The following is a 13,246-nucleotide window of genomic DNA, read 5'->3' on the forward strand; positions in this document are numbered from 1 at the left end:
AGCCTCAGAAATTTGGCGATATACATTGGTTCGTTCATAAGGCTTCGTTTTTGTAAAAAAGTTAAAGTAAAATCCTTCTTATTTTACGCTTCGTCACTATTCGTATATACCTCTGGCTTTAAAACACCAATATATGGTAGATTACGGTATTTTTCAGCATAATCTAATCCATACCCAACAACGAATGCGTCAGGGACGATAAAGCCAACATAATCTGCACGAATATTCGCTTTTCTTCCTGTTGGTTTGTCAAGAAGTGTCACGATTTTAATCGATTTTGCTTTACGATAACGGAATAATTCCACTAAATAACTTAATGTCAATCCACTATCAATGATATCCTCAATGATTAGAATATCTCTGCCTTCTACAGACGTATCTAAATCCTTTAGGATTTTTACTTCTCCAGAAGATACAGTTGAATTTCCATAGCTAGATACATCCATGAAATCCATTTCTAAATATGTCTCCACTCGTTTTAACAGGTCACCCATAAAAGGCATTGCACCTTTTAAAACCCCAACTGCTAGCGGAAAAGAATCCTGGTAGTCTTCTGTCAATTGAGCAGCAAGCTCTTTAATTTTCGTTTGAATCTCTTCTTCTGTAATAAGTACTTTTTCAATATCCTTTTTCATCATTTGTTGTGCCCCCTAGAAGATCATTGCTTATGTACCTTAGTAGAATGTTTCTTTGCTGACTGTTATAACTAGCTCCTGTTCGTGAATGCTTTGACTTTCGTAATCCAGGTACCCAGAGGATTTCATCGAAGCAATTTGTCACTACCGGCCAAGAATTTCTCTTAACCAACGGAACCTTTTCATCGATAAAAAGATCCTTCAGTTTCTTTGTTCCATCCATCCCCACCACGGTCATTCTGTCGCCGTTTTTTCTGCTCCGAATGACAATTGGAAAGTGCACTTCTTCAAAATGGATTAGGCATTGATCTGGACCGCGTCCTTTTTGCCCACCAGTATCGATAAATTCCATTCGGATAATATCTCCATTTGGAAGGACTACTTCACCTGGCTCGCTCAATTCGAATGAATAAGGGGTGTGGTTTGTTTGTACTTGAAATTGAAAGGTGCATTCCTGGTACGAACGAACTACCTTTAACCCATTTGGGAAATCTAGTGAGCTAGAGGGGTGTGGACTTTGTAAAATGGATAATATTTTTTCAATATGTAAAGCGGATAAAGAAGCTGGTCTAACTTTATAAAGATAGTTTAATATTAGTTGAATACCTCTCCTTTGTAAAGGCATAGGCATTGATTCAAACGCTTTTATATCAACTGTTATTAGACCGTCCTTATTCTCTAAAATAACGTCCTGCAATTTTTCCTCGGTTAAATTGAGAAGAAAGGTTTCATCCTGTTCGAGCTCTTCACTTAAACGTTGAAAATGCTCGTGTACTTGAGGGTTTTCTTGCCGTAAAAAAGGAAGGACGTTCTTACGGAACCGATTTCGACTATAAACATCCTTATCGTTACTTGGATCCCTTCGTGGATTTAATTGATAGTCTGAACAATACCGCTCAATTTCTTTCCTGTTTAAACATAGAAAAGGTCGAATTAACAAGCCGTTATGGAAGTGTCTTGAAAAAGGGATCCCAATCCTAGCCTTCCCTGTACTTCCTCTCGTTAATCTCATCAATATCGTTTCAATTTGGTCATCTCCATGATGGCCTAGTGCCAAAACGGAAAGCTCGTGCTTCTCAAGCATCTCTTTAAAAAATTCATACCTTTTCTCACGAGCTGCCACTTGAGAGCTAAGTCCAGTCCTTTCTATGTAAGATTGGACATCAATTTGTTTCTTTTCAAAGGGTATGTTTCTTTCTTCACAGAAGTCTCTAACGAACAATGCCTCTTGCTTCGATTCTTCCCCTCGAAACATATGGTCAACATGCGCTGCAACAATAAACATATTCCACTTTTCCTGATGACTCCATAATAAATGAAGCAAGGCTAGAGAATCTGGTCCTCCAGAAACTCCTACTAGTACCCTTTTATCATTCAGATTAAATCGTCTTTTTTTCAGGAAAGCTTTCACTTTTCTTTCCAATATAACCTCTTCCTTTACGGAAAAACTCAATAATTATTCTCCCTACAAGCTTACCATTAATAAACAAACTGGCACAACTTTCACGATACCTCTATCCTCAACATAACAAGCTTATTTTAGTTATTTTTATGGAGCTTGGCTCTTCGTTATGATTCTTTTTCGATGTTTTTTAACCAATTTGTCCATATATATAGATCATATAAAGGACGGAAATGACCATAACAATAAAAGTAGTCTCCAGCCAACCGCCTTTTCTTTTCTGAGTTGACTGTCTTGTTTGCTGAACGGAAGACCTAGTAACCCGCCTCTTAGGCGCAGGATTAACCTTCTTGACCGGTTCACTCAAGTTTTTTATAATATCCGTTCGCATTTCTTTCGCCGATTGATATTTGCCATTGAGGGCATTTATAAGAACGACCTCATATTTATGAAGTGACTTCACCTGCCGGATCATCCCTTGTAATTGGTTTATCCCTCCTTTCGATTTATTAAATCGTTTCGGATACTCTGTATTAATTATAATCATGGCAACAGCGAATAAATCATAGGTTGGTTCCGCTTTACGTGTCCCCATTCCCCAATAACCTCTATCGTAAAACTCCGTAAATTCCTTGATTGCTCTTCCTTGGATCGTAGTGCCGCCGACGTCAATGCAACGGATTCTTGGGGGCGGCCCCATCACAATTAAATTCTCTGGCTTTAAGTCGCCAAACACCCATCCTTTTTCATGGAGAGTGTGTAAATCACTAAGCAACTGCAGAATCAGAACCTCTGTCCATCCTGTTCCTTTTTGCTGAATGAATGTTAGTAAATCTGGACCCTCAATATATTCCATTACGTAAAAGGATACGGTTTGGTTCCTTGTAGACCAATCATCCACATCAATCAAAGAAGGCCCGAGGGATGACCCTTGGACCTTTGCAAAAGACTTGAGGACATTGACCTCTGATGTAATTGACATTCCGTTATCACTCATTTTAAGGGCAACCCTCTGATTATGAAATTGTGCTAAATATACAATTCCATTCGCACCAAACCCTAATTCCTTAAGAATCGCATAGCGATTTTTATGCCATTTCCCTTCAATAATCGTACCTGGTTGAACTTTACATAGATTCTTCAAAGAACTGTTCATCATCACGGGATAACAAACTCCTTAAGGATCGTTTTTTCTTAAAGTAAGAAAGTGCTTCACGAATGGCTGGACCCGTTGGTGTAATCCCTCCAGTTGAGAGCTTAGGAAAAATACTCGTTAGCGATTCTAATTGTGGTGTCCAATCGAGCAATTTTTCGACATCTTTCTTTTTCCCGGGAAATACAAAGACCCCAAATTGATTATTCCCAGCACGAGCATTGAGGCTTAAAGATAAGTCTAGCAACGCTTCCTTAACCGTAGGAAGCTTGTGTTTCATACTAGCACTCGTATCGACAAGGACCAACACTTCCAATTTCACATTCTCACCAAGCTCATCAACGACTTCCATTACTTCTCCTCTTTGTTCAGGAGGGAGATCCTCCATTGTCTTAGAGCCACCCAAGATTTGTTGAAGCTCCTTGTTAACGACCCCTTGCAACGTTTGAGTCATCGCTTTTCTAGTCACCATCTGAACGGTTTGCGATAAACTTTGCGCGTAAACAACCTGGCTTACGCCGCCCCCTGACATGGCAATCCCTTCTATTTCCTTCATTCCTTGTTCATCAATTGTATCCTGCTCCATCACTCCAATCACATTTACTGTCACCCCTTGCTCTTTTGCTAGTGCTGCCATCGCAATCGGATCTTCCCCTTGATTGGAGCATCCATCTGTAATCAACAATATTTGCTTTAATGTACCTGGATTCATGCTTTCTCCTCCTCATTTCAGGTTGTTACCATTTTCGTCATGAAGAGAAGCAATTATACCTATTCAAACAAGATGATTTCATCATGTTCGAATTTTTTTAACGATGCTATTGTTTGTGAATAGCCCCTTATGCCTGTTTTTGATATTTATGAATCGGAATGGTTGCCCATTTCGGTGTATTATGTTTGATTTTCGTTACAACGACTGTCATATCATCTGCTATCGATTTCGAGCGCGAACGAATTACATCTTCCATAATTAAATCAGCTACCTCTTGTGGGTCATCAGTAGCCAATTCACTGATTTTCCGTTTCATCCATAGCTCATAATTCTCCACATGTTTGGGACCTTCAAAAACCCCATCACTCATCATAATTAATAAATCTCCTGCTTTAAGTTGCTCCTTTACAACCTCCACGTCAAATTCATGGATAATGCCAATCGGCAAATTGCTCGCCTGGATTTTTTTCACTGTGTTGCCTCTCTTAATAAAACTTGGGATAGAGCCTACTTTCAAAAACTTGGCGGAAGCATCTTGTAAGTCGATCATCGCTAAATCTAATGTGGAGAAGATTTCATCTGTCGTCCTCAAGGAGAGAATGGAGTTCACCGACTTAATGGCCAGCCTTTCTTCTATTCCCGACTGCAATATTTTTTGTAAAAGCTTGAGGGTTTCCTGGCTTTCAAAATGGGCCCTTTCCCCATTTCCCATCCCGTCACTAATCGCTACTGCATGCTTTCCACCGCTTAAGCTGATCATTGAATAGCTGTCTCCGGAAACAAATCCACCGTCCTTAGCAGCATGAGCGACACCTGTTTCAATCGTAAACGCCTTAGCCGAACGGAAGGTTACATGACAAAATCCATTTGGATAAGTAGAGCACTCCTCTGAATCAACAATAATCGTTTCTCCTAAAATATCAGATAAAACAGGAGCAATTAGCTTTTCACATTCTCCATGGCCGTTGCAATAAGGAATCGTCATATCAATATCGACATTGCTATGCTCAAGACTATAGATTTCAACATGTTCAATATGAACACCAAACTCTTGCAAGGCTTCAAAAATCTGTTCTTCCTGCTTATGATGATTGTCCCTCTCTCTTTGAATCTCCTTTGCAAAGTCCCCCATCACAGTAGACACACCTAATAATTGATCAGCGACAAGCCTTCTGCTTTCCTGCACTTGTTTCTTTAATTTTTGATTTGCTTGAAACAACGTTAATTCTTGTTGAATCGTATTGATCACTTTTTGAGATTTCGTACAATGCTTATTCCAATCCCTTGAAAGCTTAGGTGAAATGGTTCCATCATTTTGATCCATTTCATGCATAAGTTCCTTCATATAATCATAGGTTGTATTAAAGTTACGGGCCCAGCAATGTTCTTTCTTGAAACACATTTGACACGTCTTTTCTGTCACATTGCTCAAAAAGTAGTCAAGCTCTCGACTTTCCGGATCATCCCGTTCCGATAAGTCGTCATAGGATGCGAAACTATTCGATAGCGCTTGAAAAACGGATGAAAATTGCTCCACTCTTTGAGCAGTCACATCTCGCATTTTTCGCATATAATGCTGCTGTTCAGCTGCATATTCAGGTGTACCTGGAATATATTTTGCTAATTTTGAAGTTAGTCCATGAGGGGTAAGCAGGAACAAGAGCACAGCTGCTGCTGATTCCAAAAGGGTCTTGTCTAGATTGCCGCCCCCCTCTCCATACATTCCGATTAGTAAGGTAGAAATAAATAAACCAATGATGACGCCAATCTTTTTACCTTCTTTAAGCAAACCACCTAGCAAACCTGCAAATGCTAATAGACTCATATGATAAAAGCTTGATACATTTGCCAAGCTAAAAATAAGACCTGTCACAACACCGACTGTCGAACCTACCGTTGCCCCTGCCACAAACGCAAAAACGAGCACTAAATAACGAGAGGTTATATGCTCTAGAGATAAGTCATATACGGACCAACCAATCGTTCCCGTCAGAACCGACGCAAGCATAATAATTAAACATACCACTTCTTCTGTTTTTAACGTTTGTCTTCTCTTATTTGCCAGAATAAGCGGGATGCTTTGCAAAAATATGAGGGTTAAAATAAATCCTAAACTCGCTTCTACTCCTGCCATCATCCCATCATAAAGGGAAATTTGCCCTGTTACGATAAAGCTTTTAGCTAGTTTACTTACAAGGATAGTAAAAAGCACGAAAAAAGGAAGCGCTTTAATATCGTTCTTTACCCAATTAAGAGCAATACGGAATAGCAACAAGAAAATAATCGTACTGCCAAAAGCATATGCCGCATCAACAACTGTTAATGTGGCTGCACCCGCAACTAGCCCTACAAGTGCAATCGGAGCCCGATCCCTTCTCAATACATACACAGCAGCAAAAAACGGGAGGATAAACGGAGTAAGGGTCGATAAAATAAGGGCTCGTCCAAGTAAGAAGCCAATTACAAAAAGAATATACCCTCTCTTTAAAAAGAAGGCTTCTAATTTTTGTTGAATGTTGCTTATTCCTGCAGACACATCTAGCTTTGCTTTGTTGTTTAAATTCAAACCACCGACAGGTTCGATTAACGTTCTTACTGTCTTGTCCATAACAAATACACTCCTTACTTTTTAGTTTTTCTATCCCATCTCATCATGTGTTTTAAATTAATTAATGACCAAACCATTCTCCCCAAATAGAAGACACCCCGACAATCGACGGCACGTATTATCCAGTAAGCATGTATGTATGATGAAATTTATGTGTTGGTGATTATTATAAGGAGGTTCTTTTTAGAAGTTTGTCAAAATGGAGGACAAGCGTTTATTTTTCTTTCGACGACATTCATGTTAATGTACGAAAAGGAAACAAATTGCTTGCCTATATCGTCCACTCTTCTAGCTAAAGATGGTGATAGAACAAACAATTTGATGATTTATACGTTATTAATAGGATTATATGCTTAAGAAATTAGCCATTCTCCTTTTTATAAGGGAATTTGACGACACAAAAAAGCAAGCCATTTAGGCTTGCTTTTATTTTTAAACCCGATCTATATATTTTAATTCAGCAGCAAGTTAGCCTCTTCTAGCGCCTCTTCCGCCACGTTTCGATTCTGTATTACGTTTTAAAGAAGATAAGCGGTCTTCACTATCCTTTAAGAAACGAGCCATTTTTGATTCAAAGTTTTCTTTAGGTGCACGATTATCATTTGTTCTTCCTTGACGAGGACGTCCAGGACCTCTAGAGTCACCACTCCTAAAGTTTCTTTCAGGTCGAGGGCTTCTTTCTGGTTTGTCTACAGCCTTCTTGATGGAAAGTCCAATTTTTCCATCCTTCTCCACGTTGATGACCTTTACTTCTACTTGGTCACCTACCTTTAGATGGTCATTAATGTCCTTCACATAATTATCTGCGACCTCACTAATATGAACAAGCCCCGTTGATCCTTCTGATAATTCAACAAATGCCCCAAAATTAGTAATGCCTGTTACTTTTCCTTGTAACTTGCTGCCTACTTCGATTGACATAAAAAAATTTTTCCTCCTTAAGAATTTAGAAAGTCATACTTCGGTCAATTTCCAATTGTCAAACGACATAGAAATGAAATTGTACACTACTATATATTATACAGAAAAGGGAAAAAGAGTGTCAATAAGACTGGTTATTCGGAACTTTTTTCCTCTTTTTCCTTTGGAATATTGAAAATAACTTCTCCCTCTTCTGACAAGAAGTAATCCTTTCTTGCCAATTTTGCGATATACTCATCATCATTGAGCTTCACAATTTCTTCCTTCAGGATCGTTTCTTTCTTCTTTAATCCTGCAAGTTCTTCGTTCAGCTGCTCCTGTTCCGCTTTAATCTCTTCTAAAGAGGAAGCCTGGGAAATAAGGGTAGAAATCATAAAATAGGATACAATGGATGCAAGCACAAAGAACATCGATAATCGCCGAATGAGCAACTTTCTTCTCCTTGATGCACGTACTTCATTCCTCTCATGTTGTTTGACATATTCTGATTGTAGCTTCGTGACACTTCGTTTGTTCATCGCACCCATGTTCACACCTCCTATTTTATGGCGTAGTCTATTGTTTTTTCCACTTAGAAATTAACTTATAAATGGTATTCTTGCTTTTATTAAAAAATCCTGCAAAATTATTATATATCTTCTCGACCATTTTTTTAATCTTTTTCGGCAATAAATTCCAAAAAAACATCAAAATCCACTCAAATGGCTTTAATAACACTTTTATAACGAATAATATAACCTTCCAGATCCCTTTCGCAAGTGCTAAAAGTCCTTTTCCGATCATGATCAAAAAAGATACTAATAGCATGACAAAAGAATAAAGCGGTCGAATAATCACAACACGTACCATTTTGACAATAAACCGATAAATAGAGATTACCATCGAAATGACAATCTCTAACAATCGTAAATATCCTTCTTTCAACAAGCTTTGATAGGCGGCAAATCCACATAAAAGAGCCAAAAAGATGTAAAACCTTAGTTCCCCTTTATTAACGAGAAAGAGAACGTAAAAAATCGACAATCCTTGAAGAAGCCAGAAAAGGATGTCATGAAAAAAGACAATCCATCTTTTTCTTTTTTGTCTTTGTAGAAAACGATTATACGTATCTAACGAGGCGCCAAAATAGCTTCCCATGCCAATCATGGCAAGCATTGTTAAAAATTGTGTCGAGAGTGTCATCGGAACAACTTGCTAAAGAAGCCCTTAGCCTTCTCCCCATGTTGATCATCAAGGTAAACAAGATCAAATACCTTCCCCTTTAATGATACAATCCCTTTGTCGACATCAAGGTTTTTCATTTGTAGATTTTGTCCTCTGATCGCTAAGAAACCCATAACCGTCTCTAGCAAAAACTCCTCGTTATCAAAGCTCTCGACTTGCTTTACGCCCGTAATGTCAAGCAACTTCCTTCCTCTCATGATGACATCATGCTCTGGAACAGGTCCTTTTGTTGTATTCATATCTTGATATTGACTCATAATCTCATCCCTCACTTTTTCCAAATACGCATTTGTACAAGTGTATGAGGGATGAGTGAGTAATAGAACAAGCTTTCAGGTTCCCTGCTCTTATAGATGTGTTTTGACTTTATCTACCTTTAATCTTCTACTTTTTCCTCTTTTACGATCGTATACATTGCAGCCGCGTCTTCTTTTCTTACCGTTTCTTGAAGGCGCTCAATTTTCACCATTACTCTTTTTTGCCCAAAGCGAATCGCAAGCTCATCTCCTACTTTCACCACGGAACTTGCCTTCGCTACTTGTCCATTAATAGTAATTCTTCCTTGGTCACTTACTTCCTTTGCCAACGTTCTTCTCTTTATTAATCTCGACACTTTCAAAAATTTATCTAATCTCATTGACTTTCACTCCTGTATTTTTTTGCGGTAAGAAACTATAATCCCTTCCTTTTTGCTTCATTCCAGAATTCATCTAATTCCGCTAATGTAAAATCATCAAAGTCCTTGCCATTTTCCTTTGCTCTTTGCTCCACATAGGTAAAGCGACGGATAAACTTTTGATTCGTATTAAATAGAGCTTCTTCCGGATTTATCTTATAAAACCTGGCAACATTGATGAAAGCAAATAGGATGTCTCCGAATTCTTGCATTAAATGCTCGGAGTCATTCCCTTTCATTTCCCTCTCGAATTCATCGATTTCTTCTCTTACTTTCGTAAACGCATCCTCGACCTTATCCCAGTCAAACCCTACCTTGGCTGCTTTCTTTTGAATCTCATAGGCTCTTAACGTATTCGGTAAATGCTTGCCTACTCCTTCTAAAAGAGATGTGACTGTTTCTTCCCCTTTTTCAGCCTTTTTAATTTCCTGCCAATTCTTCACGACATCATCTGCCGTTTTAGCCTCACTATCGGCAAACACATGAGGATGGCGTCGCACCATTTTATCACTAACCGATTCAATCACATCATCCATAGAAAAATAACCGTCATCCTCACCAATTTGAGCATGAAGCATGACTTGGAGAAGCACATCTCCTAATTCCTCAATTAAGTGATCGATATCGTCTTCATCAATGGCTTCAATGACTTCGAAACTCTCCTCAATCAAATACTTTTTCAAAGATTGATGAGTCTGTTCTTTATCCCACGGACAGCCGTTCGGTCCTCTTAGTTCAGCAATAATTTGGCGAAGCTTTGAAAATTGCTTATAGAGAACGACCTCATCCTTCACAGGTGGAACATAGATAGAGGTTAAATTATTGAGTGATACTTCCCGATCTAATTCATAAAGAGGAACCTTCGTTACCTGTTCTTCATCACTTCCTGCAGCAGTAACGATGTAAACTTCATAGTCGTCTGGGAGCTTCTCCATTAAGGTTAGCTTTACTTCTGAAGCCATAAAACTATCATATACTTGTCCAATAATGATATGCTGGCGTATTTCTAACTCATCTACTTTTAAGCTTGTTGCATCAAGTAATTGAAACCCTTCAATCGGATCTATTTTAACCGCCTGAAACAATGGATCAAGAAAGCTTTGCCCTCCACCAAGCTCAATCTCAATTCCTCGATCTGTTGCCCGCTCTAATAACAGTTGCACAGTACGTTCTGCAACAAGGGGATGACCTGGGACTGCATAAATAATCGACTGGCTTTCTGCTAACTTAAACAACGCTTCGCAGATTTCCTCATACACAGCTTCGAATGAATCATGTTTTTCATATGTATCATCAAAGGATGAAAACGTTATTCCTTCAGATTGTAATTCCTTAATAACCGGGTGCTCTTTTGTCCGTAAGAATACTTGTTCAGCTTTTGTGAGTAGACGGTAGATTCCTAATGGCAATTGTTCTAACGTTCCGGCACCTAAACCAATAATCAATATTTTATTCAAATGTTCTTCATCTCCTATTTCGCTTTCGTGGAAATAAATGCATAATTTTACTCCCAAAAGGAAGTAATGTAAGTTCCTCTATTGTAAAAACGTTCGTCCGAATAATCACAAACAAATAATTAAGCGCGCCTATAACAACGGCACTCAAAGCTTGCATCGAAGCAATTAAGCGCGGATGTCCTAATGGGTACATAAAATCAGATAGGAACAAGTAACCTTTTAACATGATGTACATCGCGACCGCTGCCAAAATTCCTTTAAGCACCATAGGAAGAAGACGCATACTGCTTCTCCTTTTGAATCGCATGCGGATGAAAAGAATAAGCAGGATGAGCGCTAGGGCGATATTAGAACTCCACGCTGCCCCTATTGTGCCATAGGCTGGCACGAATATAAGATTGAGGGAGTATTTGCAGACAAAGCCGATTATGACAGCAATGGCTGGACAAATGGTGTCCCCTAACCCTTGAGAAATAGCAATGAGTGTCATAATAATAGAACTAAGTAAAATCGTCATCGTAATAATCGAAAGCACTTCTGTTCCGTCTCGATTTTCAAACAGCATTATATTGGTCGGTTCCATAATTGTCATTAAGCCCACTGTAGCCCCAAGACCAATCACAAAGCTAACACGAATAGCTAATTGAATATGCTGCTGGAGAGCCTCAACACTTTTCTTCATTCTATCACTCGCAATTAGTGGAACAAGTGAAAGGGACATCGATGTCGCTACGACGGTTCCAAGTTGAATCAGCGGCTGGCCTCGATCATAGATCCCCTTTATTCCTTTAGCATCTTCGACATTTAACCCTTCGGATATGAGTAACGAATATAAATTCAACGAGTCAGCTAACTGCATTAATAGTAAGAGCATACTACTTATACAAATCGCAAATCCTTGTATAAGTAATATTTTCATGACCGCCATGACTTCATGGAACTCGAAAAATCGGCGTATCTCCTTCAGTCGAATGATCTCATAATCTTTTTTTACCCAAATAAAAGTAATTAAAATAATAATTCCAACGATTCCTCCTGTAATCGAACCAAACGCAGCTCCCGCTCCAACCTCATAAAGACTATAACCAGCTCTCATAAACAGTACGGCTGCGATTAGGATCGTCGCAACACGAACAAATTGCTCTCCCACTTGTGAGTAAGCAGTCGGAACCATATTGCCCTTTCCTTGATAATATCCTCGGAATATAGCTGTAAAGGGCATGATCAAAAAGACAACCGATATCACTTTAATTAACAGAGAAAGTTCTGGATCATCCATAAAGCGGGCAATCGATTCTGCTCCAAAATAGAGGAGGAGAAACATAACCACGCCCAGTACGAGAAAAAAAACAGCAGAGATGACCATTAATCGCTGCTTTTCTAATTGATTTTTCTGCTCTGTGTAAAGCTTTGATACTATAACCGGAAAACCAGTCGTTGCTAGAACGAGAGCGACTCCATAAAGAGGATAAACTTGCTGATATATGTAAAAGCCTGTGTCCCCTACGATATTTTGAAAAGGTACTCGATACACAGCACTTAATATTTTCGTTAATAGAGCGGCGATCGCTAATACGAAAGCTCCTCTAACTAAAAGCTTTGACTGTTGTGCGGGCTGCACAAGCACAACTCCTTCCGAAATACTTTTTAAAGAGTAATGAATTGACTGTATTATAGCACATCACCAGAAGCATTTAGAGGGAAATGAAAAAAGGTAGCTAAGGAACGCTACCTTTTTTCGAAAATGGATTACGCTATTGATTTTTGGTTTCTTTCGTACGAAACCTCGGTTTCGTACGCCTTTCAGCTCTGCTAAAATAAGCCAAAAATCGTTTGCATATATCCGTATAACCGTATGTTATAAAATCGTTTAAAGCTGTTGTCGAGGAGTTACGATTCCATTTGTCGTGCTAAGAATCCTGCTGCGGTTTCTACTGCTTTTTGTTCTACTTCGCCTAGTGTTCCTTCTTTTGAGAAAATGACGACTGCTCCAATTGGGTCTCCATTAGCGATGATAGGACCAACTGTATAAGAGGTTACGGCTTCTTCATTTCCTTCTATGATAGCAACTTCACTTTGGCCCGTTTTCAACACTGAGCTTCGTTCTTCCATCGTTTTTTCAATAAGGTCACTAATGTTCTTATTTAAATAATCTTTTTTTGAGCTCCCTGCTACTGCAATGTATGCGTCTCTGTCACATATTAAGACGGGATTTCCCAAACTATCAAATAGTGCTTCTGCATATTCCTTAGCAAAATCGCTTAATTCACTGATGGGTGAATATTTTTTCAGAATGACTTCCCCATCGCGATCAACGAATATTTCTAGTGGGTCCCCTTCACGAATGCGAAGAGTTCTGCGAATTTCTTTCGGAATAACGACACGACCCAAATCATCGATTCGACGAACAATACCAGTTGCTTTCATCCAACGTTGCCTCACTTTCATCTGATGATTT

At 38.9% G+C, this 13,246-nt stretch carries 13 protein-coding genes; all 13 read right to left on the bottom strand.

Annotation, left to right across the window (positions count from 1 at the left end; all coding sequences use genetic code 11):
• Positions 1 to 83: 83 nt before the first annotated feature.
• Entirely contained in the window at positions 84 to 635 is a 552-nt protein-coding gene (gene hpt / locus AA0X71_RS00075; RefSeq protein ID WP_413362400.1) for a hypoxanthine phosphoribosyltransferase, read from the bottom strand.
• Positions 619 to 2,061, bottom strand: a complete 1,443-nt coding sequence (gene tilS, locus AA0X71_RS00080) for a tRNA lysidine(34) synthetase TilS (protein ID WP_413362402.1) — start codon at positions 2,059 to 2,061, stop codon at positions 619 to 621. Before tilS ends, hpt begins: the two co-directional genes overlap by 17 nt.
• Before the next feature lie 166 nt (positions 2,062 to 2,227).
• On the bottom strand, positions 2,228 to 3,196 hold the full coding sequence (locus AA0X71_RS00085; RefSeq protein ID WP_413362404.1) for a protein kinase domain-containing protein: 969 nt from the start codon (positions 3,194 to 3,196) through the stop codon (positions 2,228 to 2,230).
• Positions 3,165 to 3,902 carry a VWA domain-containing protein gene (locus AA0X71_RS00090; RefSeq protein ID WP_019157153.1) on the bottom strand — a complete coding sequence of 246 codons (738 nt, stop codon included), beginning with the start codon at positions 3,900 to 3,902 and terminating at the stop codon, positions 3,165 to 3,167. The genes AA0X71_RS00085 and AA0X71_RS00090 overlap by 32 nt, the downstream gene beginning before the upstream one ends.
• Before the next feature lie 127 nt (positions 3,903 to 4,029).
• A complete protein-coding gene (spoIIE, locus tag AA0X71_RS00095) occupies positions 4,030 to 6,510 on the bottom strand; it encodes a stage II sporulation protein E (RefSeq protein WP_413357897.1) in 2,481 nt (826 codons plus the stop codon).
• A 468-nt stretch (positions 6,511 to 6,978) separates the two neighbouring features.
• Positions 6,979 to 7,431 (bottom strand): S1 domain-containing RNA-binding protein, encoded by a 453-nt coding sequence (locus AA0X71_RS00100; RefSeq protein ID WP_413357899.1) that lies wholly within the window; start codon positions 7,429 to 7,431, stop codon positions 6,979 to 6,981.
• Positions 7,432 to 7,565: 134 nt separating this feature from the next.
• Positions 7,566 to 7,958 carry an FtsB family cell division protein gene (locus AA0X71_RS00105; RefSeq protein ID WP_413357901.1) on the bottom strand — a complete coding sequence of 131 codons (393 nt, stop codon included), beginning with the start codon at positions 7,956 to 7,958 and terminating at the stop codon, positions 7,566 to 7,568.
• Between the two features lie 28 nt (positions 7,959 to 7,986).
• Positions 7,987 to 8,613 (bottom strand): spore cortex biosynthesis protein YabQ, encoded by a 627-nt coding sequence (gene yabQ / locus AA0X71_RS00110; protein WP_413357903.1) that lies wholly within the window; start codon positions 8,611 to 8,613, stop codon positions 7,987 to 7,989.
• Positions 8,610 to 8,912, bottom strand: coding sequence for a sporulation protein YabP (gene yabP, locus AA0X71_RS00115; protein ID WP_413357905.1), 303 nt, complete (start codon positions 8,910 to 8,912; stop codon positions 8,610 to 8,612). Before yabP ends, yabQ begins: the two co-directional genes overlap by 4 nt.
• A 119-nt stretch (positions 8,913 to 9,031) precedes the next feature.
• Positions 9,032 to 9,292: an RNA-binding S4 domain-containing protein gene (locus tag AA0X71_RS00120; RefSeq protein ID WP_413357907.1), complete on the bottom strand. Its 261-nt coding sequence runs from the start codon at positions 9,290 to 9,292 to the stop codon at positions 9,032 to 9,034.
• A gap of 35 nt (positions 9,293 to 9,327) precedes the next feature.
• A complete protein-coding gene (mazG, locus tag AA0X71_RS00125) occupies positions 9,328 to 10,788 on the bottom strand; it encodes a nucleoside triphosphate pyrophosphohydrolase (RefSeq protein ID WP_413357909.1) in 1,461 nt (486 codons plus the stop codon).
• 7 nt (positions 10,789 to 10,795) lie between these two features.
• On the bottom strand, positions 10,796 to 12,409 hold the full coding sequence (locus tag AA0X71_RS00130) for a putative polysaccharide biosynthesis protein (protein WP_413357911.1): 1,614 nt from the start codon (positions 12,407 to 12,409) through the stop codon (positions 10,796 to 10,798).
• A gap of 269 nt (positions 12,410 to 12,678) precedes the next feature.
• Entirely contained in the window at positions 12,679 to 13,215 is a 537-nt protein-coding gene (gene spoVT / locus AA0X71_RS00135) for a stage V sporulation protein T (RefSeq protein ID WP_413362406.1), read from the bottom strand.
• Positions 13,216 to 13,246: the final 31 nt, after the last annotated feature.

This window comes from Robertmurraya phoenicis (genome assembly GCF_047302285.1).
Lineage (GTDB): Bacteria > Bacillota > Bacilli > Bacillales > Cytobacillaceae > Robertmurraya.